At 70.8% G+C, this 24,702-nt stretch carries 21 protein-coding genes and 1 pseudogene; 8 read left to right on the top strand and 14 right to left on the bottom strand.

Features of this window, described 5'->3' with window-relative positions:
* From ABD481_RS44735 to ABD481_RS44725, 3 genes and pseudogenes are all read right to left on the bottom strand, one after another.
* Positions 1 to 490: pseudogene (locus tag ABD481_RS44735) on the bottom strand (glycoside hydrolase family 75 protein); the annotation flags it as partial.
* Between the two features lie 188 nt (positions 491 to 678).
* Positions 679 to 1,602 carry a phosphotransferase family protein gene (locus ABD481_RS44730; protein WP_344672027.1) on the bottom strand — a complete coding sequence of 308 codons (924 nt, stop codon included), beginning with the start codon at positions 1,600 to 1,602 and terminating at the stop codon, positions 679 to 681.
* 9 nt (positions 1,603 to 1,611) lie between these two features.
* Positions 1,612 to 2,655 (bottom strand): DMT family transporter, encoded by a 1,044-nt coding sequence (locus ABD481_RS44725; protein WP_344672026.1) that lies wholly within the window; start codon positions 2,653 to 2,655, stop codon positions 1,612 to 1,614.
* 110 nt (positions 2,656 to 2,765) lie between these two features.
* Here ABD481_RS44725 and ABD481_RS44720 point away from each other — a divergent pair, with 110 nt between their 5' ends.
* A complete protein-coding gene (locus ABD481_RS44720) occupies positions 2,766 to 3,233 on the top strand; it encodes an Lrp/AsnC family transcriptional regulator (protein ID WP_344672029.1) in 468 nt (155 codons plus the stop codon).
* Here the strand turns inward: ABD481_RS44720 and ABD481_RS44715 are convergent.
* Positions 3,185 to 3,979, bottom strand: a complete 795-nt coding sequence (locus ABD481_RS44715) for a response regulator (protein WP_344672025.1) — start codon at positions 3,977 to 3,979, stop codon at positions 3,185 to 3,187. The two genes, ABD481_RS44720 and ABD481_RS44715, sit on opposite strands and share 49 nt — an antisense overlap.
* Positions 3,976 to 5,337 (bottom strand): sensor histidine kinase, encoded by a 1,362-nt coding sequence (locus tag ABD481_RS44710; protein ID WP_344672028.1) that lies wholly within the window; start codon positions 5,335 to 5,337, stop codon positions 3,976 to 3,978. The genes ABD481_RS44715 and ABD481_RS44710 overlap by 4 nt, the downstream gene beginning before the upstream one ends.
* A 123-nt stretch (positions 5,338 to 5,460) precedes the next feature.
* Between ABD481_RS44710 and ABD481_RS44705 the strand changes: the two genes are divergently transcribed.
* Positions 5,461 to 6,747: a serine hydrolase domain-containing protein gene (locus tag ABD481_RS44705; protein WP_344672024.1), complete on the top strand. Its 1,287-nt coding sequence runs from the start codon at positions 5,461 to 5,463 to the stop codon at positions 6,745 to 6,747.
* Between the two features lie 34 nt (positions 6,748 to 6,781).
* Here the strand turns inward: ABD481_RS44705 and ABD481_RS44700 are convergent, their stop codons facing one another.
* Positions 6,782 to 7,519, bottom strand: coding sequence for an NAD(P)-dependent oxidoreductase (locus ABD481_RS44700; protein ID WP_344672023.1), 738 nt, complete (start codon positions 7,517 to 7,519; stop codon positions 6,782 to 6,784).
* A gap of 57 nt (positions 7,520 to 7,576) precedes the next feature.
* Here ABD481_RS44700 and ABD481_RS44695 point away from each other — a divergent pair, with 57 nt between their 5' ends.
* Complete coding sequence (locus ABD481_RS44695; RefSeq protein WP_344672022.1) at positions 7,577 to 7,972, top strand: winged helix-turn-helix transcriptional regulator; 396 nt, start codon at positions 7,577 to 7,579, stop codon at positions 7,970 to 7,972.
* Between the two features lie 282 nt (positions 7,973 to 8,254).
* Here the strand turns inward: ABD481_RS44695 and ABD481_RS44690 are convergent, their stop codons facing one another.
* Positions 8,255 to 8,950: an HD domain-containing protein gene (locus tag ABD481_RS44690; RefSeq protein ID WP_344672021.1), complete on the bottom strand. Its 696-nt coding sequence runs from the start codon at positions 8,948 to 8,950 to the stop codon at positions 8,255 to 8,257.
* Between the two features lie 72 nt (positions 8,951 to 9,022).
* On the opposite strand from ABD481_RS44690, the gene ABD481_RS44685 reads away from it, so the two are divergent.
* Entirely contained in the window at positions 9,023 to 9,985 is a 963-nt protein-coding gene (locus ABD481_RS44685) for a helix-turn-helix domain-containing protein (protein ID WP_344672020.1), read from the top strand.
* A 148-nt stretch (positions 9,986 to 10,133) separates the two neighbouring features.
* A complete protein-coding gene (locus tag ABD481_RS44680; RefSeq protein ID WP_344672019.1) occupies positions 10,134 to 11,633 on the top strand; it encodes a flavin-containing monooxygenase in 1,500 nt (499 codons plus the stop codon).
* Positions 11,634 to 11,717: 84 nt separating this feature from the next.
* Here ABD481_RS44680 and ABD481_RS44675 read toward each other — a convergent pair whose 3' ends face one another.
* On the bottom strand, positions 11,718 to 13,034 hold the full coding sequence (locus ABD481_RS44675) for a VWA domain-containing protein (RefSeq protein ID WP_344672018.1): 1,317 nt from the start codon (positions 13,032 to 13,034) through the stop codon (positions 11,718 to 11,720).
* On the opposite strand from ABD481_RS44675, the gene ABD481_RS44670 reads away from it, so the two are divergent.
* Positions 13,003 to 14,364, top strand: coding sequence for a vWA domain-containing protein (locus ABD481_RS44670; RefSeq protein ID WP_344672017.1), 1,362 nt, complete (start codon positions 13,003 to 13,005; stop codon positions 14,362 to 14,364). The genes ABD481_RS44675 and ABD481_RS44670 overlap by 32 nt on opposite strands.
* A 39-nt stretch (positions 14,365 to 14,403) precedes the next feature.
* Here the strand turns inward: ABD481_RS44670 and ABD481_RS44665 are convergent, their stop codons facing one another.
* The 3 genes from ABD481_RS44665 to ABD481_RS44655 form a co-directional block, all read right to left on the bottom strand.
* Positions 14,404 to 14,952 (bottom strand): GNAT family N-acetyltransferase, encoded by a 549-nt coding sequence (locus ABD481_RS44665; RefSeq protein ID WP_344672016.1) that lies wholly within the window; start codon positions 14,950 to 14,952, stop codon positions 14,404 to 14,406.
* 203 nt (positions 14,953 to 15,155) lie between these two features.
* Positions 15,156 to 16,898: a family 2A encapsulin nanocompartment cargo protein cysteine desulfurase gene (locus tag ABD481_RS44660; protein ID WP_425559423.1), complete on the bottom strand. Its 1,743-nt coding sequence runs from the start codon at positions 16,896 to 16,898 to the stop codon at positions 15,156 to 15,158.
* Between the two features lie 46 nt (positions 16,899 to 16,944).
* On the bottom strand, positions 16,945 to 17,850 hold the full coding sequence (locus ABD481_RS44655) for a family 2A encapsulin nanocompartment shell protein (protein ID WP_425559422.1): 906 nt from the start codon (positions 17,848 to 17,850) through the stop codon (positions 16,945 to 16,947).
* 198 nt (positions 17,851 to 18,048) lie between these two features.
* Here ABD481_RS44655 and ABD481_RS44650 point away from each other — a divergent pair, with 198 nt between their 5' ends.
* Both ABD481_RS44650 and ABD481_RS44645 read left to right on the top strand, forming a co-directional pair.
* Positions 18,049 to 18,951, top strand: coding sequence for a LysR family transcriptional regulator (locus ABD481_RS44650; protein WP_344672013.1), 903 nt, complete (start codon positions 18,049 to 18,051; stop codon positions 18,949 to 18,951).
* A gap of 64 nt (positions 18,952 to 19,015) precedes the next feature.
* Positions 19,016 to 19,633, top strand: coding sequence for a hypothetical protein (locus ABD481_RS44645; protein WP_344672012.1), 618 nt, complete (start codon positions 19,016 to 19,018; stop codon positions 19,631 to 19,633).
* Positions 19,634 to 19,652: 19 nt separating this feature from the next.
* Here the strand turns inward: ABD481_RS44645 and ABD481_RS44640 are convergent, their stop codons facing one another.
* The 3 genes from ABD481_RS44640 to ABD481_RS44630 form a co-directional block, all read right to left on the bottom strand.
* Positions 19,653 to 21,590 carry a 1-acyl-sn-glycerol-3-phosphate acyltransferase gene (locus tag ABD481_RS44640; RefSeq protein ID WP_344672011.1) on the bottom strand — a complete coding sequence of 646 codons (1,938 nt, stop codon included), beginning with the start codon at positions 21,588 to 21,590 and terminating at the stop codon, positions 19,653 to 19,655.
* A gap of 125 nt (positions 21,591 to 21,715) precedes the next feature.
* A complete protein-coding gene (locus ABD481_RS44635) occupies positions 21,716 to 23,467 on the bottom strand; it encodes a cytochrome P450 (protein WP_344672010.1) in 1,752 nt (583 codons plus the stop codon).
* Between the two features lie 87 nt (positions 23,468 to 23,554).
* On the bottom strand, positions 23,555 to 24,702 hold a 1,148-nt coding region (locus ABD481_RS44630; protein ID WP_344672009.1), incomplete at its 5' end, for an alpha/beta hydrolase family protein.

Raw genomic sequence — 24,702 nt, 5'->3', positions numbered from 1 at the left:
ACATGCCGTGTTCTTTGTAGAAGAAGTGCGGGCAGGGGGTCTTGCGGTCCCAGCAGTCGTCGCCGAGCACGTAGAACGGCACGTGGTGGGCTCCCAGCTGGGCGCCGTTGCTGTCCTGCCAGGTGGTCTCGCCCTGGTGGTCCGGGTCCGGATCCGGGTCGCTGCCGTCGGTGTCGATGGCCATGCTGGACGTGTAGCTGTAGACGCCCGGTGCGGGCTGGTACACGTTCACGTTCTGCGCCCGCGTCATCGTGTTGATGTGGGGCTTGGAGTTGACCTGCGTCGCGGCCGTGGAGTGCTGCTGGATGCCCGCGAGCACCTCGGCGGCGGTGTACGAGGTCGAAGCCGCGACAGCCGATCCGGCCGTGCTGCTCTGGGCCGCCGCGGCGTGGGGAACCGTGGCGGCGTGGGCGTTCGCGATGGCGAACTGGGTGGCGAGGGCGAGTGCCGCGGCGGATGCCAGGGCGACGCGCGATCTGACCGATGACATGAGTGGTGGCCTCCGTCGATCGTTAGTTAAGTTGCCTAACAGGAATCGAAGCACGCGCGGCCCGGTCGCGCAATCACTTGCGCCAGATCATCTTTAAAGAATCTTCACCTTTGATCGCGGACTGAATCACGATCTTGATGTGCGGGGCATGTTCGTGCACGTGGATGGTTGCCCCTGCCCCGCCGCGGTCACCCGAGCAGGTGCTGGAGCTCCGCGAGCCGGCCGAACAGATTCGGGAGCCCGCGCACGCCGTCGCGCGCGGACTCGTGCGACAGCGCGAGATCGGGTCCGGTGCCCGCCTCGACCCCGGCGAGACAGCGGACGATGTTCCACCGCGTGTGCCCGAGCCAGCCGCCGATCAGGAACACGAACCAGCTCGGACCGAACGGCGGCAGGGTTCCGCCGCCCGCGACGTAGCCGTCGAGGACCGAGCGGAAGACGGCGGGCCTGACGCTGTCCAGGCCCGGTCCCTTCGCCAGGCTCAGCGCGGTCGAGCCGAGCTCGCCGGACAGGTCGAGCAGCCCCGAGAGCTCCCAGTCCAGCACCACCGGCCGGCCGTCCCGGGCCAGCAGGTTCCACGGCTGGATGTCCTTGTGGGTCAGCACGACCGGACCCGGGCGCTCGCAGGTGTCGACGAAGTCGGCGATCGCGAGGAACGTCCCGACGCCGGCGGCGAGCTCGTCGGCCCACGGCTGACCGGTCGCCACCGCCCGCGCGGCGAGTTCGGGCCAGTCCCGCGGGGTCGGCTCCTCGGCCGGTGGATGGGGCCATGCGACGTCGAGCGCGTGGATGCGCGCGAGGATCTCGCCGATCTCGAACGCGAACGCCGCCGACGCCGGCTCCTCGGGTACGGTCTCGCCCTCGACCCAGCGGTGGACGAGCGTGCCGTGGTCGGCCGCGATCGGCTCGGGCATCGGGATGCCGGCGGCGAAGGCCGCCTGCTCGAACCTGAACACGTCCTCGACGTGATAGGTCCACCGGCGGTCGGCGAGGTTCAGCTCCTTCACGGCGAAGGATCCTTGGTCGGTGTCGAGCCGGTACATCCGGTTGGCGAATCCGCCATGGACCCGGGTCATCTGCCCGATCGGGACGCCGAGCTGCGAAAGGTTCACCAACGCATGCTATGAGCTGGCAGTTCGCTGCGGCATCGGACTTTCCGTCGCCACCATGGAATGAGGAGCCTGATTATCTGCGGGCTCGGTTCCGGTTTCGGTTCCGGTTCCACTTCCAGATCCTGTTCCAGTTCCCGCTCCGGTTCGCGCGCGGTGCACGGTGGCGGCCGATCCGCCGTACTGGCCGATCACCACGCCCGCGATCACGACCGCGCCACCGACGACCAGCCGGGCGCCGATCGACTCCCCGGCCAGCGTCGCGGCCCAGACCAGGCCCGCGACCGGAACGATGTTGAGCAGGTTGACCGCGGCGCTGGGAGTCAGCCCTCGAAGTCCGTAGTTGTAGAGCCCGAAGGCCGCGACCGAGCACAGCGCCGCGAGGAACAGGATGCGGCCGAGGTCGGCGTTCGACGGCCAGGCCCAGCGGTCGGTCTCGGTGAGGGACAGCGCGGTGAGGCCGAGCGCGCCGGCGAGCGTCTGGTAGTACGTCACCACTATCGGCGAGGCCCCGGAGGTGTCGCGCCGGCCGAGGAGGTTGAAGCCGGCCCAGACCAGGCCGCCGAGGATCAGGAGCGCATCGCCCCACAGGCGGCTCTCGGCGTCGGCGCCCGCTCCGTCCCGGACGATCAGCCAGACGCCGCCCAGCGCGATGACCATCCCGGCCAGCCGGACCAGCGACAGGCCGGTCCGGCGCAGGACCAGCTCCACGGCCAGCGTGATGATCGGATAGGAGGCGACGATCAGCGTCGCGTCGGACGCCGTCGCCTTCTGGACGCCGAGGTTCTCCACGGCGAAGTACGCCGAGATCCCCAGCAGCCCGGCCAGCCCGATGGACAGCCGTTGGCGGACGGTCGGCAGGCTCCGGACGCGCTCGCTCCGGCTTCGCCCGCGCCGGACGTGCACCAGCGCGGCGAGGATCAGCGCCGCGATCCCGAACCGCATCGCGCCGATCGTCATCGGCGGCACCCTCGCCAGCGTCACCTTGGTGACGGCGAACGACGTGCTCCAGATCAGTGCCGCCCCGAGGACTGCCGATACGTTGCGCAAGGTCATGGCGCCGAAGCTAGCAATCGGCGCGGATCCGGTGGCCGGATGCCGTGCTAAGTTCGGCCTCCCCCCGAGAATCTCGAATTCGACACGGAAACGGAGCCCTGAGGATGGCGCTGGACGAACTTGATACGGCATTGCTGACCCTCCTCCAGGAGGATGCCCGCCTGACCAACAAGGAACTGGCCTCCCGGCTTCACGTGGCCCAGTCGACCTGCCTGGAACGCATTCGCAGGCTGACCAAGCGGGGCATCCTGCGCGGTCAGCACGCCGACGTGGACCTGCGCAAGATCGGCCGCGGCACCCAGGCGATCGTGGCCGTGCAGCTGCGCCCGCCGGACCGCAAGGTCACCGAGTCGTTCCAGGCCTTCGTCACGAGCCTGCCGGAGGTGCTGTCCTTCTTCGTCATGTCCGGCAACGACGACTTCCTGCTGCACATCGCGGTCGCCGACAACGACCAGCTCAGCGCCTTCATCCTGGACCGGCTCGCGCAGCGGCGGGAGATCGTGCACATGCGGACGTCGGTGATCTTCAGTCATGTCCGGCGGCCGGTGGTCATGCCGCTGCCGGGCTCGGAGGAGTAGCGGCGCGGGGTCTGGATCAGACCGGACTCGTACGCGTAGACCACGGCCTGGACCCGATCGCGCAGGTCCAGCTTTGCCAGCAGGCGGCTGACATGCGTCTTGACCGTGCCCTCGCTGACGTAGATGAGCGCTGCGATCTCCGCGTTCGACAGCCCGCGCGCGACCAGGGCCAGAACCTCGCGCTCGCGTTCGGTCAGCGCGGCGGCGGCAAGGACCGGGGCGAGCAGCGCGGGGTCGGGGCCGGTGTCCGCGCCGGGATCTGCACTGGGATCTGCACTGGGATCCGTACCGGGATCCGGGCCGGTGCCGACGAACCGTTCCAGCAGCCGGCGGGTCACGCTCGGCGCGACCACCGCGTCGCCGCGCGCCACGACGCGGATGGCCGAGAGCAGATCGGCAGCGAGAGTGTCCTTGAGGAGGAATCCGCTGGCCCCGGCACGGAGCGAGGTATAGACGTACTCGTCCAGATCGAAGGTGGTCAGCATGATGATGCGGATGAGGCCGGGGCGATCGACGTCGGCAGCTCTTTGTTCAGCGCAGATCCGGCGCGCGGCCTGGACACCGTCGGTCTCCGGCATCCGCACGTCCATCAGCACGATGTCCGGCCGTAGTTCGAGCGCCAGCGCCACCGCCTCCGCGCCGTCGGCGGCCTCGCCCACGACCTCCATGTCCGGCGCGTTCTCCAGGATCATCCTGAATCCGGTGCGCACGAGCGCCTGGTCGTCGGCGATGAGCAGCCGGATCACGCGTTCCCCTCCCGGACCGGAAGCCTCGCCCGCACCAGGAAGCCGCCGTCCGGCCGGGGCCGGGCCGTGAGCTCGCCACCGAGCAGCTTCACTCGGCCGTCCATACCGCGCAGCCCGTTGCCGGTCGTTGTCCGAAGCCGGATGGGCTGTTGTGCGGCCACGCCGTCGTCGCAGACCTCAAGGGCCACCTCATTCTCCGAATAGCAGACCACGATGTCAGCGCTCGCTCCAGTGCCAGCGTGCTTCATGACGTTGGTCAGCGCCTCCTGGACGACCCGGTACGCCGACAAGTCCACCGCCGACGGCAGCGCGGCCGGTGTCCCCTCGATCCGCAGCCGCACCGGCGTGCCGGTCTCGCGCACCCGGTCCAACAGTGCCGGCAGCTGCGCGAGCCCGGGCTGCGGATGCCACGCGTCCTCCACCCGGCCGAGCGCGGCGAGCGAGCGGCGCATGTCCGCGAGCGAGTCGCGGCCGGTCGTCACGATGGTGCGCAGCGCGGCGCGGGTGTTGTCGGGCCGGTGGTCCAAGGCGGCCTCCGCGCCCTGAGCCTGAATGACGATCAGCGCCAGGCCGTGCGCCACCACGTCGTGCAGCTCCCGGCTGATCCGGCCGCGTTCGGCGGCGACGGCCAGCGCCGCCCGCTGGTCGCGCTCCCGCTCCAGGTCCTGGGCCCGGGCATGCAGTTCGTGCAGGTACTTGCGGCGGCTGCGGGCACCGGACCCGATCGCCCAGGCGGCGAGCAGGACCGAGCCGAGCAGCGCCACCCCGCTCCACGGGCTCGTGCTCTCGGTGCGGTCGACGACGTCGCCGACAGGACCGTTGGCGGGAACGGACCCGTTGCCGGCCGCCGGAGGCGGACCCACGTGATGAACCACTTCGACGCTGAACGTCGGCAGCCCTCTGACTTGGGAACCGACCCGTGCGCCGGCCAGGCACCAGAGCATGACCAGCGCCGACATCGCGGCCAAAGCGCCCACCGAGATCCGGCGCGCGCAGTGGGTCGCGACGGTGGCGAGCAGCACCACCGAGGACAGGTCCACCGTCGTGGGCACCGCCGAGAGCAGGGCCAGATGGGCCGCGACCGCCAGCGTGCACACTCCGAGCATCGGCAGCGGCCAGGTCCGGCGCAGCGCGACGCCGGCCAGCGCGAACGCCGTCGCGATCCACCAGGCCCAGGCGACGGCCGCGCGGGAGAGCGGCCCGGCGTCCAGCGCGCTGATGGTCCGCAGCATGGCGACGGGATTGTTCACCGGCACGCACACCACGAGCAGCCCGACCGCCAAAGCCGCGTCCTGGAACAGCGGCCGACGCGCCCAGGCGCGCGCGGCGGCGAGCAACAGCGGCGGCGGCTTGGTCATCACCACGGGAGTCTAGGTTCCTCGGACGAGCCACCGCGTCTGTCGTGAGACAGACCTCGGGCGGAACCCGAGTCTGTCTCGCGACAGACGCCGGTAGCGCCGAACGCGTCGCAGGGTGTTCCCATGACACGACACGATTCAGCGAAGTCCCTGGCCCAGCGGTCGATGGGGCGGCGCTCGCTGCTCGGGGTGCTCGGCGCGGCCCCGGTCGCGGTGGGTGCTGGGTGGGTGCTGTCCGGCTCGGCGGACGCCGTCGGCGCCGGTTCCAGCGGTTCCAGCGGTCCCGCCGGTTCCAGCGGTGCCGGCGGTGCCACCGGGCCGAAGTCCGCCTCCGGGAAGTGGTCGGTGCCGCCGGCCCTGCGGCCGAACGGCGAGCTCGACCAGTTCTTGGCGCAGCAGGCGGCGCAGGACGCGTTCTCCGGCACGGTGCTGGTGGCCCACGGCGACCGGACCGTTCTGACGCGCAGTTTCGGCATGGCCGACAAGGCGAAATCCATCCCGAACGGCACGGACACCATCTACTGCCTCGCCTCGGTCACCAAGCTGTTCACCGCCGTGGCGATCGCTCAACTGGTTCAGCAGGGTTCTGTGAAGTACGAGGGAACGCTGGGCTCATACCTCGGCGGTTTCGCGGCGGAGGCCGCTGATCACGTCACTGTCCACCAACTCCTCACTCATACCTCGGGTCTGGGCGACTACTTCAAGATCGACGGCTTCTTCGATGCCGCGGCTGGCTGGACCACCGCCGACCAGGTCCTCTCCGGAACGCTGGACTTCATCCGGAAGGCGCCGCTGATGTTCACGCCCGGTACCGGCCACACGTATAGCAACTCGGCCTATGCCGTGCTCGGTGGCATCGTGCAGCAGGTGTCGGGGCAGTCCTACTACGACTACATCCGGCAGCACGTGTTCGCCCCGGCCGGTATGACCAGCTCCGACTTCTACACTCGGCCGCAGTGGCAGTCCGACCGCCGCCTCGCGCACCCGTACTCCCGGCCGACGCCGGGTCCGCGCGTCGACATCGTCAACCAGGAGCAGCTCTTTATCGGCCTGCCCGACGGCAACGCCTTCGCCACGGCTCCGGACTTGGTCCGCTTCGCCAGGGCCCTGCTGGGCGGCAGGCTGCTCGAACCGGCCTACATCGAGCTCTACAACGGTGCGAAGTTCCCGGCTGGGACGCTGCCGGCCAAGCCCGGCCTTCCGGCGAAGGTGCTCTACGAGGCCTACGGTCCGGCGGTGACATTGCGCAATGGCAAATGGGCCGTGGGCCACAACGGAGGCAACGCCGGTATATCAACGTTCATCGAGTGGTACCCCGGCACCGAGTGGGTCGCGGTGAAGCTGAGCAACTACGACCCGCAGGACACGATGATGGTCGACAACGAGATCGAGGGGATTCTGACGCGGTAGCGAGGAGCGGCACGGTCCCTTTGAGCGCCTGACTTCAGGCCAAGCCGTAGACGGCTGTCTGGCGCCGATGAATCGTCGGTATGTCGATCTGGTCCAGTACCGCGAGGGCCAGGTCCGCGTAGGAGAGCGGGGTCGCGGCCTCGGGAGCGAGGGTGTCGTCGCCGAGGCGGTAGCGGCCGGTCGGCGGAGCTTGCGGCGACAGCCCGGGCGGTGGGGTGAGGATGAGCCAGTCGATTCCGGTGGCCGGTTCGTGTTCGTACCCGTGTTCGTGTTCGTACTTGTGCTGGTTCTCGTGCCACGCATTCAGTCCGCGGAGTCGGGCCTCGGCGAAGGGTCGGAGAAACGCGGGGAACGCCGCCGGGTCTTCGAACACGCGGGTGTCGCCCGTCCTCAGCATCGCGAACAGGCCGATCTCGATCACCCTGGACCCGATTGTCGCAGCAGCCTGACCCAGGTTGTCGACGAGCTTCGCGTAGTAGTCGGCATCGAAATCGTCGAACGAGTCCGGCGGGGCCGTGAACGGCGTGACCGCGTTGATCAAGGCCGTGGCGCCGCCGGACGTCACCGACGCGACGCTGCTCGCGTCGGTGAGATCGCCGGCGGCGACCGTGATGCCGGCCCCGAGGTCGGCCAGTCCGGGGTGCCGGGCCGGATCGCGGACGACGGCGGTCACGGGGCGGCCGCGCCGTGCCACCTCCGCGAGGATCGCGGTGCCGGCCCGGCCTCCCGCGCCGAAGACGACGATCGGGCTGTGGTGGTGATCGATGGGCATGTGCGGGACGGTATCTTGGGGAAACTGGTTACTTCAACGAAACCGGAGCTGCCCGGCATGGCTGTCCCAGAGGGTGTCCCCGAGCTCCCGACCGGCCCGGGCATCGATCCGGCCTGTCCGCTGGCGGCGTTCCCGTTCCAGGTCGGCGGAAAGTGGACCGGCATGGTCCTGGTCGCGTTGGCGGACGGCCCGCAGCGTTTCAGCAGTCTGCGACAGGCGCTCGGCAGCGTGACCGCCAAGGTGCTGACCCAGACGCTGCGCGACATGGCCCGCGACGGCCTGGTCACGCGGCTCGACCGCCAGGAGAACCCGCCGCACGTCGAGTACGGCCTGACCGACCTGGGCCGCAGCCTGACGCCGGTCATCGAGGCCATGCGGGCCTGGAGCGACCGGCATCTGGCCGAGTTGTTGGTGCACCGGGAACGGAACGGGGATTTGGCAGTGGACCGCTGACCGGTGACCGCTGACGGCTGACCGCTGACCGCTGGCCGCTGGCCGCTGACGGCTTGCGGAGACTGAACCACGAGCTGCACTGTCGGCCATGTTCACGCACCGCCAGCGGTCGCGATCAGCCGTGTCGGCAAGACTTCGTTGGCGCCGGCAGCCGCAGCCGCAGCCGCAGCCGCACCCGTCGCCGCTGCTTGCCGAAGCAGCCGCACCCGTCGCCACTGCTTGCCGCAGCTGCCGCAGCCAGCCACTGCCAGCAGCAGCCCCAAGCAATTCGCCCGCAGCTCGTCAGCAGCCCCACCGCGATGCCAGCGCCATCCGCTCCATACCGCTGAGCTCGTCCGGGTCTTCCGAACGCTCCCGGATGATCTCCGCCGCGATGGCCATCCTCGGCGCGTTCTCCGGCCCGCGCGCCGCGTGCCGCACGATCTCGTCGGCCAATGTGGAGGCCATGCGCAGCCGCGGGAAGTGCGCGTGGATCTCAGTAGCCTGCGCCTCGGTCACGATCTCCGCCGCCCGGCCGAAGTCCATGCCCACGCCGCGGCGCGTCAGCGCGGCGATCGGGCCGCGCCGCTCGGGGATGGCCGGTGTCGAGTGCAGCGCAATCGCCTCCCACACCAGGTCCACCTCCCGGGCGGCGAACCCGTGCCCGGTCAGCAGCTCCGCGGCCAGGTCGGCGCCGTCGAGTTCGAAGCGCTGACGGCCCGGGGCCAGCGGGGACGTGCCCAGGTCGTGCAGGACGCAGGCCAGGAACAGCAGCTCGGGTTCGAAGTCGGGGCCGGGGCGGATGCCTTCGTGGTCGGCGATGAGCATCCCGAACAGGTAGCTGCGAAAGCTGTGGTTGGCGGTCGGCTCGCTGACGTGCGCCCGGACGTACTCGCAGGCCTGGCGGGCCGCCGGGGTGTCGGGGAACGCGAGGAGGTCGGGGAGCGCGAGGCGGTCCGGGCGGGGGATCACGGGGTTCTCGGGAGAGGTGGAAGTCATAGCCATAACGCTATGAGCTGGGGATATGTTCGCGACAGTGGCACGGATGCCGCATCTCGATAGAATCGTGCCATGCCCGTCCGCCCCCGCCGCCACCACGTCGTGGTCCTCGCCCTGCCCGGCGTCCTCGCCCTCGACTACGGCATCCCGGTGCAGGTCTTCGGCAGCTGGCCCGACGGCCCCTACCGCCTCACCGTCTGCGGCCGTGAGGCCGGCCCGGTGCCGCTCGATTCCGGCCCTGCCCTCGCCGTCGAGCACGGCCTGGAAGCCCTCGCCGACGCCGACACCGTGATCGTTCCCGGCCTGGCGCACGAGGAGCCGCCCGGCCCGGCGGTGTGCGAGGCGCTCGCTGCGGCGTCGGCGCGGGGCGTGCGGATGGTGTCGATCTGCAGCGGGGCGTTCGTGCTGGCCGCCGCCGGGCTCCTGGACGGCCGCCGGGCGACGACGCACTGGACCAAGGCCGATCAGCTGGCCCGGCGCCACCCGGCGGTCACCGTCGAGGAGGACGTGCTCTACGTCGACGAGGGCGACGTGCTGACCTCGGCCGGGGTCGCCGCGGGTCTGGACCTGTGCCTGCACATCATCCGCAGCGACCACGGCGCCGCCGCGGCCAACCTGCGGGCCCGGGGACTGGTGACGGCACCGCATCGGACCGGCGGCCAGGCGCAGTACATCGACCGCGCGGTGCCGGGCACGGCCGGCGGATCGCTGGCGGAGCTGCGCTGCTGGCTGCTGGAGCACCTGGACGAGCCGCAGTCGCTGGACCAGATGGCGCGCCGGGCGGGGATGTCGCGGCGGACGCTGATCCGCCGGTTCCACGAGGAGACCGGCCGGCCGCCGGCCGGGTGGCTGCTCGACGCGCGCCTGACGCGGGCGCGGGAGCTGCTGGAGACCAGCGACGCGCCGATGGAGACCGTCGCTCGGCTGGCCGGACTGGGGACGCCGGCGAATCTCAGGGTGTTGTTCCACCGGCACGTCGGGGCGCCGCCGAGTGCCTACCGGGCCACGTTCCGGCAGACGCCCGCCGCGGCCTAGGTGACTTGCTGGAACTGCTCGAACACCGTGGGACATGCGGGGTTTATGCGCAGCGTGAAGCGTTCGCCGAGCGGGCAGTACCCGGTGATCGGAGGGGAAGTCAGGGACCTGAAGCGCCTCGGCGCCGAGGGTGGGGGAGGGCGGCGCCATGGACACGAACAGCAGTCCCAGCACAGCTGTAGCGCGGGCGGGTGATTCGACCGCGGCTCCCGCGCGCAACCGGCGGATCGCCGTCATCGGGGCCGGGATCGCCGGACTGGCCGCGACGAAGGTGCTCACCGCGGTCGGGCACGAGGTCGTGACCTTCGACGTCGAGCCGGACGTCGGCGGCGTGTGGTGTCCCACCCGGCACTATCCCGGTTTGACCACGCAGAACACGCGGATGACCTACGAGTTCTCGGACCACCCCGCACCGTCTTCGTGGCCTGACTACCCCGACGCCGCGCAGTGGCACTCCTACCTGCGCGGCTATGCGGACCGCTTCGACCTGGGCGCGAGCCTGCGCCTCGGGACCGGCGTCACGCTGGCCAAGCCCACCGCCGACGGCTGGGATCTGCGCCTGGACAACGGCGACCAGGTCGAAGCCGCTCATCTGGTCGTCGCCAACGGCGTGTTCTCCCGTCCGCTGATCCCCGAGTGGCCCGGGGCGGACGCCTACGCGGAGGCCGGCGGCGTGGTCAAGGCCCCTTCGCAAGGACTCACCCTCGCGGATGCCCGAGACCGGCACGTGGTGGTCGTCGGCTACGGCAAGTCGGCCTGCGACACCGCGATGGCGCTGTCCGCGATCGCGGACTCGGTGACCCTGGTGCCGCGCCGCCTGTTCTGGAAGGCCGCCAAGAACCTCCTGGGCAAGCACTTCGAGGACGTGGCGATCACCCGCCTCGGCGAAGCGCTGTTCGGCAACCCGAAGGTCTTCGGACCGGTGTTCGGCGTCCTGAGTCGCGCGACGATCAAACAGCAGGGCCTGGCCCCGCTGGACCTGATCCCGCCCGGCCGCTTCGAGGAGATCCTGTCCAGCTCCGCCAGCCTGGCCACCGACGGCTTCTTCGACGCCGTCCGCGCCGGACGCATCACGGTCCGCCGCGACCGTTCGATCGCTGAACTGCGCGGCGGCGCAGACCGCACCGGCCGCCCCGAAGCCGTGCTGGACGACGGGACCGTCCTGCCCGCCGGCCTGATCGTCGCCGCCACCGGATTCGAACAGGACGTGCCCTTCCTCGACAATTCATCCTCGCTCCGCGCCCCCGACGGAGCCTTCGAACTGTTCCGCAACGTCCTCCCGCACCAGACCCCGAACTTGACCTTCGCCGGCTACAACACCTCGCTGGTCAGCTCCCTGAGCGCCGAAGCCGGTGCGATCTGGATCGCGGCCCACCTGGCCGGCGCCCTGACCCTCCCGCCCACCGCCCAGCGCCAGGCCCAGGTCCGCGCAGACCTGGCAGCACGCGCAGCACAGACGCGAGGCAAGCACGCGAGCGGGACGGTGGTGCTGCCCCGCTCGCTCGGCAACATCGACAAGCTGCTGGGCGACCTGCACGCAGTGCTGCCCCGCCGGGTGCGGATGAAGCAGTGGAGTCGGCGGTCGTTCTCGACGGACTTCCGGGAGACGTTCGGTGCCGCGGTGCGGGAGTTGCGGTCGGCGGGTTGAGGTGGGCGGGCTGAGGTCGGTGCGCTGAGACCGGCGGGCTGAGGTCGGTGCGCTGAGCTTGGCGGCTGAGTTCGGAAACGGCCGTCACTGGCGCGAGTCGGCGTTCAGCACCATCTCCACGAGAGTGCCCAGATGATCGGAGTGGTTGGCGTGGACGAAATAGCGCGCGCCGTCCGGGATGGTCCAGCCGTGCCGGGTGAGGTGGCGCGCATAGGGATCGTCCGCTTGGACGGGCGATGAGACCTCGAACAGCAGCCTTGCCCCGTCGTCCCAATCGGGACCGGGGCGATTCGCGAAGGTTCTGGCTTCGCCGACATTGCGTTCGGTGATGTAGCACGAGACGACGGTTGCCCCGGCCTGTCTGATGGCGTGAAACGCCGCGGACGGGTCGCCGTCGGTCGAGTGGCCGTCGGACACCACCACGATGGTCGGGGCCGAGTCCGTGGTCCTTCGGCGTTGTTCGCGGCGGAGCCGGTTCGCCACTTCCTGCATGGCGGCTCGCATGGGCGTGGTGCCGTAGATGAAGTCCTCGATCTTCGCGAACCCGGTGCCCGACGACTCCAGAAGCGGGATCAGCTCCTCGACCGACAGGGTCGTGTCGCCTTTCTCGGCCAGTTCGGCGGCCACTCGGCTGCCGACGGTCTCCCGCAGCTTCTGGAGGTTCTCCTCCGCGGACTCGCCGTCCGCGAAGGGCCGGGACAAGTGCTCGATCAACGCCTTGGCCTCATTGACCTGGTCGCTGTTCAGGAGAGCGCTCAAGCCGCCTTGCGCCGTGACCAGAGGATGCGTCGCCGCCTTCAGCATGCCGAGGCCTTTGTTGGCCTTGTAAGTGCGGGCGATGTCGACGCCCGCCGGGGTGAGTCGGGGCAGCAGTGCGGCCAGCTGGTTCGCCAGCTCGGGCTGCTCCTGAAGGCGTCGGAGAAGATTGCGTGCCTTCTGCTCCGTGTCCAGATAGTCTCTGGCGATCTCGCCCCAGCCTTTACGCCCATACTGCGCGGCCAGCGCATCGAGCTGTTCGAAAACGTCGCCGCCCGAAGTGGCGCGTCGCACGGGTTCCGCAGTCGCGCCGATGTCCGGGATATCCAGTCCGGTCGATGTCGCGATCCGCAAGAGCGCGAGAAGGTCGCATGTCGGTGTCGGCACATGTTGCAGACCGAATGCGTACATGAAGATATCAAGCTGAGTAGTGACGCCGTCCGGATAGGCGCTGTGAATCGAGTCCAGGGCGCGCCGCTGGGCGTCCAAGATCGTCGCCCGGAGGTCGCCGAGGCGGTTGAGGCTCTGGCTGCCGGGGTTGTGGGCGCTGGTCCGCATCGAGCCGGACACGTCGATCACAAAGCCCACAAGACCTGAGAGGGGCAAGGCTTCCTTGGCCTTGCCGGAGGCTCCCGCATCAGTCAAGATTGTCTCGCTTCCCATGACGTCCGCAAATGCGAGTGCTGCGAAAAGTGACCTGGGGGTGGGGATGAACGACGAACCTTTGGTCCTTCAGCCGACTGCCGACCGGCCGCTGTTGCTCGGGCTGTTGGTGGACGTGTCGGGGTCGATGATCAAGTCGCTCATCGCGTCGCCCGACGGTTCTCAGCAGACTCGGATCGACAGTGTCCGCGAGTCGCTCAACGGCCTTGTGGAACGCGCCATTGTGTATTGTACGGCGCCGAGCTCGGCGGATATCTTGCCGAAGCTAGGTATTTTCGCTTATGGCTTCGGCTTCGGGAATCCGTGGTCGTTTCTCAGCGGATGGTCCGGGCCGCCGGTGGTGGATCTCCTCGACCTTCCCGGGCGCCGGAGTTCGACGCTCGGCGTCGGCGAGCTGGCTGGCGACTGGTCCGCGGTCCAGGAGTATGACCGAACCCTGATGCGCCACATGGGCGGGGTCACGCCCATGTTCAAGGCCCTGACCCTGGCGCGGGACCGGATCGCCCAGGAGCGCGCGGCGCGGGCCTGGACCGACCAGCCGGTGTTGTTCGTCCTCTCCGACGGGATGCCGACCGACGCCGAACCTGCCGAGATCCTGCGACTGGTCGACGAGATCAAGGCTTCGGGCGTGCTGGTGATGACCTGTCTGCTGGCGGAGGAGGGCCTCGCCGACCGGCGGCGTATGTATGCCGAGGCCGAGCCGCATTGGCCGCCGGCGGCGCGGTTGATGTTCCACTGCGCTTCCCCGCTGGGCGAGGACATGCCGATCGCCGACCAGCTGAGCCAGGAGTTCGGGTGGGCGGTCGTCCCCGACGCCCGGGCGTTCGCCATCATCGACAGCTCCAAGTCGCTGGCCGCCTTCCTCGCCAGCACGCTCAGCCGGTTGAAGCCCACGGCCGGTCCCGCGCCGAACGGCCAGCCCGAGCCGAAGGCCGGCCCCGGGCCGAGCGCCGAGCCGGCGACCGGCGGTCATCAGACGCCGGCCGTGGTCATCTACGGCGATGTCCGCAACCTCCAGACCGGCAGCCATGCCACGCACCAGGAGCACGCCGGGCTTGACGTCGAGGGTCTGGGCAGACTGATCAGGTTCCTGACCTCCGGGGTGCCGCAGACGGAACTGGAGCCCGCGCAGGCCCTGGAGGTGCTGCGACACACCAAGGCCATCGAGGGAGAGATTCAGCAGCCTGAGCCCGACCGCCACAAGATCCGAGCCTGGCTGAAGAAGCTGGGCTCGATACTCGGCAAGGCCACGCAGGACTCCATCGCCGTAGCCATGAACGCCGCTGTGCAGAAGACGATCAGCGGGCTCTAGCGGTGTGGCGACGGCCGGGTCGCAGGTTGCTGATGCTCCTCAGACTCGACCGTCGTCGTGCTCCGAGAGGACCAGGTCCAGATCCAGCTCCAGATTCAGGTCCTTCGTGAACGCGTAGTGCGGGAAATCGCCCGGCGAGTTGTCGGGGCCGTACTCCTGGTGATAGCCGCCGGCCTGGTACAGGCCTGTGGCTTCCGGCTGCTTCGGGCCGGTGGTCAGGAAGATGCGACGGTAGCCGCGGGAGCGGGCGGTGTCCTCCAGTTCCGTCAGCACCCTGCGAGCCAGTCCGCGGCGGCGGTGGTCGGCGTGGGTCCAGATCCGCTTGAACTCGGCGGTCTCGGCGTTGTAGCGCTTGTAGGCGCCGCCGGCCACCGTCACGCCGTTCTCGACGAGCAGGAGGAAGGCGCCGCCCTCCTCGGGGGTGAACAGGGCGTCCGGGAAACGCTTCATTTCCTCGATGGCGCCGTCGCCGTAGCGGGTCACGTACTCGTCCAACAGGCCGGCGCGCAGGGGCTCGGCGGCCGGGTCGGAGACCGACGTGTGGTGGACTTCGAGCGCCGCCGAGGTGCTGGGCGAGTTCGCGGGCATGCGGACAATCCCTATCTGCTTGGAGGGTTTTCAGGACGCAACGCGGACGGGGCGCCGATCATTCCGGCGCCGGTCGTCCGGTTCCGGCCGTGACTCGGCCCGGCATGCGCGACGTGCGAGTTCGCGCATACCGGGCCGGGATTGTCACACCAGCTCCAGCGGCTTGCTTGTCCTGCTTGTCCTGCTTGGCTTGCCTGGCCTGCTTAGTACCGCCGGCCCCGGCGGTCGGTGAGCCGCCGCACGGTCGCGATCAGCGTGTCCACCTCGTCGTGCGTGTTGTAGAAGGCGAACGAGGGCCGGACCGTGGCCTCCAGGCCGAAGCGGCGCAGGATCGGCTGGGCGCAGTGGTGGCCGGAGCGCACCGCGATGCCCTCCTCGTTGAGGGCGGTGCCCACTTCGCTCGGTTCGTAGCCGTCCAGGACGAACGACACGATGCTCGCCTTGTGCGCGGCCGTGCCCACGAGGCGGAGGCCCGGCACGGCGCGCAGGCCCTCGGTGGCGTGCTCGACCAGGGTGTGCTCGTAGGCGGCGATGTTCGGCAGGCCGATCCGCTCGACGTAGTCGATGGCCGCGGCCAAGCCGACGGCGTCGGCGATGTTGCCGGTGCCGGCCTCGAAGCGGCCCGGGGGCGGCTGGTAGGACGACCGCTCGAAGGTGACGTCGGTGATCATGTTGCCGCCGCCTTCCCAGGGCGGCATGTCCTCCAGCACTTCGCGCTTGGCGTACAGGACGCCGATCCCGGTCGGCCCGAACAGCTTGTGGCCGGAGAAGACCAGGAAGTCGGCGTCCAGCGCGGTCACGTCGATCGCCAGGTGCGGCACCGACTGCGCGGCGTCGACCAGCACGCGGGCGCCGGCCCGGTGGCCGAGCTCGATGATCTGCTCGACCGGCACGATGGTGCCGAGCGCGTTGGACATCTGCGTGACCGAGACGAGCTTGGTGCGGGGCGACAGCAGCTTGGCGTACTCGTCGAGCAGCAGCTGCCCGTCGTCGTCGACCGGGATCACCTTCAGCACCGCGCCGGTCTGCTCGGCCAGCATCTGCCAAGGGACGATGTTGGCGTGGTGCTCCAGGTGCGACACGATGATCTCGTCACCGGACCCGAGGTTCCGCGGACCCCAGGCCTTCGCCACGAGGTTGATGGCCTCGGTCGTGCCCCGGACGAAGACGATCTCCTCGGCAGAGCCCGCCCCGATGAAGCGCGCGACGGTGTTCCTGGCGCCCTCATAGGCATCGGTCGCCCGCGCGGCGAGAGTGTGGGCCGCGCGATGGATGTTGGAGTTCTCCCGACTGTAGAACTCGGTCAGCCGGTCGAGCACCGCACGCGGCTTCTGCGTGGTCGCGGCATTGTCGAGCCAGATCAGCGGACGGCCGTTGACCCGCTCGGCCAGGATCGGGAAGTCGGCCCGGACCGCGCGGACGTCGAACGGCGGATGGGGGTCGAGGGGCAGCCCCAGCCCCGCCGGCTCTTGAACGAAGTAGTAGGGCGTGTTCGAGTTGTCCGGTGTCGCGGACTCGAACAGCGGCGGCAGTCGGGGTAGGCCCAGGTGCCCGAACCCGGGGAGCTCCGGCGCCTTCGCAGGGAATCCGGGTGCCTCGGTGAGGAAGTAGAACGGGCCGGAATCGGCCTGCCGGGCCAAGGTCGGCGGCAGGACGGCGGCGGGCATCGGTGCCATCGGGCTCGGCGCCGCGTAGGCCGCCGCACCGGCCGGTGCACTAGTCGGTGCACTGGCGACCGCAGCGGCCGCCGTGCTGGTCGGCGGCGGCCCGGCCGGCGTGCTCAGCTGCACAGGCGCGGCCGCTTCCGGCATCGTGGTCGGCATCGCAATCGGCATCGCGACCGGCAGCGGTGCCGACATCGGCTCCGGCAGCGGCTCCGGCAGGGGAGCACCCATCCCGCCGCCCACCGGTTGCCCCGGCACAGCCCGGAAGAACTCCTCCGCCATCCTGGTCAGCGTCGCCTCGTCCGGCAGCCAGGCCGGCGCGGCTCCGTCAGCGGTAGGTGGGGGCGTAGTCATGGAACTTGTCCACCTCGACGTCGTCGAGCACGGCCAGCGCGTCGTCGGTGAGCACCGCGAGCGAGCAGTACAGGGAGATCAGGTAGGAGGCGACGGCGCTGCGGTCGATCTGCATGAAGCGCACCGACAGGCCCATGCCCTGCTCGCCCGCCAGCCCGGGCTGGAAGAGGCCGACCACGCCCTGCCGCGACTCGCCGGTGCGCAGCAGCAGGAACTTCGTCTTGCCGTTCTCCAGCGGGACCTTGTCCGACGGGATGATCGGGAGCCCGCGCCAGGTCAGGAACTGCGAGCCGAACATGCTCACCGTCGCCGGCGGCACGCCCCGCCGGGTGCACTCCCGGCCGAACGCGGCCACGCCCTCCGGATGCGTGAGGAAGAAGGCCGGCTGCTTCCACACCTTCCTGATCAGCGAGTCCAGGTCGTCCGGGGTGGGCGGCCCGGCCAGCGTCGAGATCCGCTGCGAGGGCGCGACGCTGCTCAGCATCCCGTACTCGGGGCTGTTGATCAGCTCGCCCTCCTGGTGCTCCTTCACCGCCTCGATGGTCAGCCGCAGCTGGTGCGCGGTCTGGTCGTGCGGGCTGGAGTACAGGTCGGCGATGCGGGTGCGGATGTCCAGGATGGTCTGGACGGCCTTGAGCCGGTACTCCCGGGGCTCCTCCGAGTAGTCGACGAAGGTGTCCGGCAGCGGCGCCTGGTCGTAGTTGTCGCACTCGATGCGCACCGACTCCGGATGCACGACCTTGTTCACCCGGTAGATGCCCGCCTCGACCGGCACCCACGGCATCAGGTGGACCAGCCACCGGGGCGTGATCGACTCCATCTGCGGCACGGTCTTGGTGGCGTTGGCCAGCGTGCGCGCCGCGTCGTCGCTCACGGACATGGATCGGGACGGCGGATTCAAAGCGTTGGTGGTCATGCAACGTCTCCTGGCCCGAGGATCCGGGCGGTATAGAGGAATGGGATCGTCGCCATCGACGTGCGCTGCGGAGGAGCGCTCGACCTCCACCCTCCCAGCCGGAATGACCATGGTCCAATGCGGGTTTTCGAAGCTTTCATCGACGCGGGCTATGATTCGCGCATGATCGACCTGAGTCGGTTGCGCGTCCTGGTGGCCGTCGCCCAGGAGGGGTCGGTCACGGCCGCCGCCGAAGCGCTGCACTACGCCCAACCGTCGGTGAGCCACCAGCTCGCCAAGCTCGAAGCCGAGGTCGGCGTCCCCCTGCTGCAACGCATGGGCCGCGGCATCCGCCTCACCGAGGCCGGCCGGCTGCTGGTCAACCGCGCCGAGTCGATCCTCGCGCAGGTCGAGTCGGTGCACGCCGAACTCGACGAGCTGGCGGGCCTGCGCAGCGGCCGCGCCCGGCTGGCCGCCTTCCCGTCCGCGCTCGCCACCCTGGTCCCGCCCGCCGCCGCGCGGATCTCGGCCAAACACCCCGGGATAGAACTCACCCTGGTCGAGGCCGAACCGCCGGACGCCCTGAGCGCGCTGCGCAACAACGAAGCCGACGTCGCCCTGATCTTCGAGCACGGGCACCCGTCCCAGCGCGACCGCCGCGACACGACCATGACGCCGCTCCTTGAGGAGCCGCTCTACGTCGTCACTCCCGCTGAGCGCTCCTGGGACGGCCCGCGCGCGGAGCTGGCGACCTACGCCGAGAGCCGATGGATCGCAGGCTGCGAACGCTGTCGCGAACACCTGGTCGCCGCCTGCGGCCACGCGGGCTTCGCCCCGGTCGTCGAGTTCGAGACCGACGACTACGTCGCGGTCCAGGCGCTCGTCGCGGCCGGGCTGGGAGTGAGCCTGCTGCCCGGCCTCACCCTGCTGGCCAACCGGCACCCCGGGGTCCGCCTCGACCGCGTGGCGGGAATGCGGCGGCGGGTCATGGCGGCGACGCACGGCAAGCCGCCGGCGTCCCAACCCGCGCAACTGCTGCTCGACGCCCTGGCGGCGACCATCGCCGAGCCGGACTGGCCGTCCTGAGAACCGGAGCGCGTCACACTGCCGGAGCATGGAGCCTGTCGGGGCGAGCGGTTACCGTTACCGAGTGGGGTCATGGGGGAACTGGCTGGCGAGCACTGAGACCGACGACCGGTACGCGCGACGGACCGGGACGGCGCTCCTCGTCGCGGCGCTGGGCCTGACGGCCTGGATCGTCTACTTGGGTGCATCGCTGCCCGATCAAGGGCCGGCGCAGGACTGGAGCACCACCTGGACCGGCGTCGACACCTGGCAGCTGACGTGGGTCGGGCTCGACGTGTTCGAGGTCGCCGGGCTCGTCGCGACCGGATACCTGGTGCGGCGCAGCCACCGAGAGACCCGGACCGCGGCCCTGCTCGCGGCGCCGATCTTCGTCGTCGACGGCTGGTTCGACATGCTCACCGCCGCGAGCCGGGCCGATCTCGCGGTCTCATTGGCGGTGCTGGCGGTCGCCGAACTGCCGACCGCGCTCCTGCTCCTGCTGATCGCGCGTAAGGCGCGCCAGTTCGAGGTCGGAGCGCCGGCGGCCGCACCGGATGAGCCGCGCTCCGATCGGGAACACGCTGAGCGCCCCGCTCTGCCCGGTCCCCACGGTTCTCACGGTCCCCACGGTTCTCACGATCTCCACGATCGCCGCGCTCTGCCCGGTCCCCACGATGGCCGCCAGGAAGACGCGGTGTCCTAACCCTGACCTGGCCGCTCCCTCACCGCACCTCGTCCAGCTTCGCCTGGATCACGGCCCGCACCCGATCCGACAGCTCCAGCACCGCCTCGGCATCGTCGGCGGCGTCGCGGCCCAGTCCGGCCGTCGGAATCGGCTCGCAGAAGTGCATCGACCACTTCGATCGCAGCGGGACCATCCCTAGTAGCCCCAGCCAAGGGAACGTCGGGGTCAGCGGGAAGTACGGCACACCCAGCACCCGCGCGACACCGCGCGCGTCGGCGAGAATCGGTGCGATGTGTTCGGCGCCCGCGATCGCGACCGGCACGATCGGTGCACCGCCGCTCAGCGCGATGCGGGCGAATCCGCCGCGGCCGAATCGCTGCAATTGATAGCGCCGGCTGTACGGCTTGCCGATGCCCTTGTAGCCCTCGGGAAAGATGCCGAGGAGTTCCTGAGCGCGCATCAGTCGGATCGCGTCGTCGTTCGCGGCGACGGCGCATCCGACCTTGCGCATTGCCTCACCGACGTAGGGGACTGAGAAGGTCAAGTCGCCGGCCAGGAGGCGGAGTGTGCGGTGTCCCGGGACGTGCTGTCGGATCGCGTGGGCCAGAAGCATCGCGTCCAGCGGCACGGTGCCCGAGTGGTTGGCGACGACGACAGCCGTGCCTCGCGTCGGCATGTGTTCGGCGCCTACGAGGTCGACGCGGAAGTAGTGGTCGTACAACCAGCCCAGAACCTGGCACGCGGCGCCGTCGCGGAAATGCGGATCGAGCCCGTATTCATCGACCTCGTAGTCACCGCGGATCCGGCGGCGGGCGTAGTCCAGTACCGCCTCCACATTCCGCTCTGTGGTCGGCCCCGCCAGCGACGCGGCAAGACGCAGAAGCTGCGTTCCGGGAGCCGTGCGTTCCGCTTGGTCGCTTCCACCCCCACCCGCACCCCCACCCGCACCCCCACCCGCACCCGCACCCGCGCCCTCACCGACGACCCGCAGATGCTCGACGAAAGCCTCCCGACTCGACCGCCGAGGCTGCCATCCCAACGTCGTCGTGGCCTTCGCCGTGTCCAGATGCTGGCCGTAGCGAAGCCGCGCCACGTCGCTGTCCGACAGCCCGGCCACTCCCACCGCCGTCGCCAGCTGCGTCAGCAACGGGTACGGCACCGACTGCGCCATCCGCCCGCGATGCGCGACCGCCTGCGACGCGGTCAGCACCCCGGCCCCGGCGATGTTGTAGATTCCCGTGGCCAACGCGCCGGCTGTGGCCCGACGCAGCGCGTCGACCGCGTCGTCGATGTGCAGGAACTGAAGCCGCGGATCGTGGCCGGCGGCCTTCAGCGGGACCGGAAGCGTCAGCAGCCTGATCAGCGGACCGACGTCGGCGGCGCCGACCAGCGGCGCCAGACGCAGGATGCTGACCTCCACCTCCCGCCCCGAGGCCGCGACCTTGAGCAGGGCCTTCTCGGCGTCGGCCAACGTGCTGCCGGCGGCGTCGACGGGGGTCGGGGTCACCCGCTCGGTCAGCGCCGAAGGCAGTGCCGGACCGCAGCCGTAGACGATCGAGTCCGAGATGAAGACGACGCGAAGCGGAGTCCGCGTCTTCCGGCAGGCGGCAGCCAGGCGAAGCGTCCCCGGCAGGAGCCGGTCGAGGTCCGGGCGTGCGGAGGCGGCCCAGCCGGCGTGCACGATGACGTCGGGACGGACCTGGCTCAGCAGCTCGTTCCAGGACGTGCCGGAACCGCTCGGCCGATCCGATCTGCCCGGCCTGCCCGACCCGCTCGCCTCCACGGCCGGCACCGGCAGTCCCACCTCGTCGAAGCCGACCGTGACAACGGCCTCGACCCCGTCCATGGCATTCAGCGCCGACCGGAAGTGGGACATCAGAGTGTTGTCTTCCGCCCCGGCAATGAGGACGGTACCGACGCGGGGCGGCCCCGGATGCCCGACCGCCGGCACCCGCCGGACGCCCGGCGCGGCCATGCGATCCGCCAACGTCGGGGCCGGCGGTCGGGACCTCGCCGAGGGGATCGTCGGCCGTGCGGCGGCACCACCGCCCCGGGGCTTCTCAGTTCCCTGTGTCGCAGGCGTAGCGGAAGGTCCCCCGCTCACCGCCCCGCCACCAGCACCGCGCACCTCCGCGCATCATTCGCGGCAGCCTCGCACCGCTGGGCATGCTCCAGCAGCGCCGCCCGCAGCGTGGCCCGTCCGGGAGCCGTGAAGGTCGGCCCCGCGGCGCTCTCCCGCAACTGCTCCGCGAACGCCATCAATCGCTCCGCTCCGGTCGCCGCGACCTCGGCGTACCGCTGCGCTCCCGCGCCCGCCGCCACCAGCGACCGGACCGAACCGTCCAGGTGGGCGATCCCGTACCCGTGGTACGGCCCGTCCGCGTAGTCGGTGAACGCGACCCGGATCCCGTGCGGATCCAAGCCGTCCAGCACCGCCGACCGCAGCGGCGCCGGTGCGGTCACCCGGGGTTCGGCGGCGACTCGCAGAGCCCTGACCATCGCCGCCGCGAGCGCCATCGCCAGCCCCGACGCCGCGCAATCGGCCATCCCGCCGCAGAACGGCGCCGGCAGCACCGCGTCCACGCCGTCCCGCGCCGCAGTGCCCGGCCGGAAGACGCCCGGGTCGGCGAACGCCGCGCCGTCGCGGGCCGCGGCCCCGGCCAGCACCAGGACCTCGGTGCCCGCCTCGTACCCGCGTCCTTCCCACACGAACTCCGTGTCGCTTCGGTGCAGCGTCATCGGCAGCGGCGGCCACAGCCGCACCGTCTCGGCGACCGCGGCCTCCGCCTCCGCGCCCGGCAGCGTGCCGTCGTGGCCCAGCGCGTCCAGCGCGGTCGCGGTCACGAGCAGTTCGGCGAAGCCGCGCGTGCTCGCCGTCAGCAGGTGCCGGACGGCGGCGGCCACCTCGTCCCGGTCGAGTCCGTCCTTGGCCAGACGGGCCGCGGCGCAGCCGTCGACCTCGATGGTGAGGTGCTCGGCGATCCGCCGCGTCACCGCCGCCTCCGAGTCCATGGCCGATCCGTCGGTGGCCTCCGTGTGGGCGAGGATCTCGCCGAGCACTGTGTCGAGCGCCGCGCGCCGTCCCAGCACCGCGTGCCGCGCCAGCCGGTCGGCCGCCTCGCGCCATGCGCTCCAGGGCACGTTGCCGTCGCCGTTGCGCTCACCGATGAGCCAGTCGGCCTCCGCGGCCGCCGCCGCCTCGATCTCTTCCGACAGGTCGCGGGGATCGAGGAGGATCGGCGGGCAGGAGGGCAGCGGACGCCGGCGGCCGAGGTGGTCCACGGCGTACGCGGCCCCGTCCAGGCCCTCGGACTGCCAGCGGTCGAACAGCGAACGCACCTGGTCGGCGCCGGCCACCACCGGCACCATGCCGAACGGCGTCAGGAACAGCCGCGAGCCGGCGCCCGACGGCCCCGTCCCGGCCAGCCGTCGCAGCAGCGCCTCGGCCGGGCCCAGGGCGGCGCTGCGGGTGGCGCCGGGCAGGGCGCGCAGCCGGTCGACGGCGCCGGCGGCGGCCCAGGTCGTGCCGAACCACAGCTGCTCCCAGGGCGGCGCCGGGCGCGGGCCTGGAACCTTGGCGGCCGGGGCTGTGGCTGCTGCTGTGGCTGCGGCGCCCGTCCCGGCTGCGGCTGCGGCGCCCGTTCCGGCCGTGGCGCCGGTCCCCGGTGCGGATCCGGTTCCGGCCTCGGTTCCAGCAGTGGTACGCGCCGCGATCGGCTCCGGCTCCGGTACCGGCAGCGGCTCGGCTCCCGATTCCGTCCCCGGTCCGGTCCCGGGTTCCGCACCCGACGCCGACTTCGGTTCCGGCTTCGGCAACGGCCGCCCGGCCTTGGCCTTTCGGGTCGAGTCCACGCGAGGCATATCGAGTCGGGCCACAGCCACGTCTCCCTTTCGGCTCAGGTCCAATTCCGTGTCACTGGCGATCAGAGTCCGGCGCGGTCAGCGATCCCGCACCGCATAGGGCTGATTGGCGACGATCACCCCGGCATACGGGCTGATCAGCCGGTTCGCCGCCGTCCGCATCTCCGGGACCAGGTGCCGGAGGCTCGACGCGTAGGTCTGCGGCGCGTGGCACAGCGGGAAGTCGCAGGTGTCGTCGCGCCACGTCAGCTCGGTCCAGGAGTCCGGCACCGGCACCGGGCAGGCCGGGCCGCGGCCGTCCAGGCTCGGGAAGACGTCGAACTCGTTGGCCAGGCTCAGCACCGCGGTCGTCGGGTCGGCGGCGCGCTTGTTGTCGATCGGCGAGCCGATGGCGACGACGTGGGTGATCCGGTACGTCGCCGCGGTGTGCGGGTCGGCCGCGATGTTCAGTGCCGTGATGCCGCCGAGGCTGTGGCCGACGAGCATCACCTCCGACCCCGGCGGCACGCCCGCGGCCTCCAGCGCCTTGCACGCCGACCGGGTGTAGGTGGTGTCGGTGCGGAAGAGGTTGTCGAACACGCCGACGCAGTCCTGCGGAGTCGGATTCGACAGCCGCGCGAACGAGGTCCCCGGCATCAGCAGCGCGTGGCGGGTCTGCCCGTCGGCGCACTCGATCCGGCGGACCAGCACCAGGCCGTGGTTGCCGATCGCGGCGATGTCGTCGATGTAGCTGACGATGTCGCCGGCGTCGGCCCGGTCCAGCACCCGCCGCAGGATCCGGTCCGGCTCCACCGGATACGCCCGCCCCGCGCCCCGGTTCAGCCGCCCCAGCCACGCCACCGGCAACCCGACCACCGGGTCCTGGTGCTGGCTGCCGCCGGCCAGGGTGGCCCACGCCGCGTCGTCGTTGCCCGGATTGACGTCGGTGAGCGCGTTCCACGCCAACAGCTCCATCGACACCGGCGCCAGTACCGACATCGACCGGGTCAGCCCCAGCTCGCGGATCAGGCCCCGCCACGCCAGCGCGGCCGCCACCGGGTTGCCCGCGGCCACCGCCGCGATCAGCCGGCGCACCACCGGCGTGGACAGGTCGGGATTGTCGAACGCCGCCGCCTCGACCAGCAGCCGCAGCGCGTCGTCGACCATCCGCGTCGGCAGCGCCCGGCGACCGGTGAGGACGGCGGCGGCGCGGACGGCCTCGCCGGCCACTCCGCCGCAGGCCGCGG

Origin of the sequence: Catenulispora yoronensis, from assembly GCF_039531695.1 — a bacterium.
Taxonomy (GTDB): domain Bacteria; phylum Actinomycetota; class Actinomycetes; order Streptomycetales; family Catenulisporaceae; genus Catenulispora; species Catenulispora yoronensis.
This window is presented reverse-complemented; position numbering and strand designations above follow the sequence as displayed.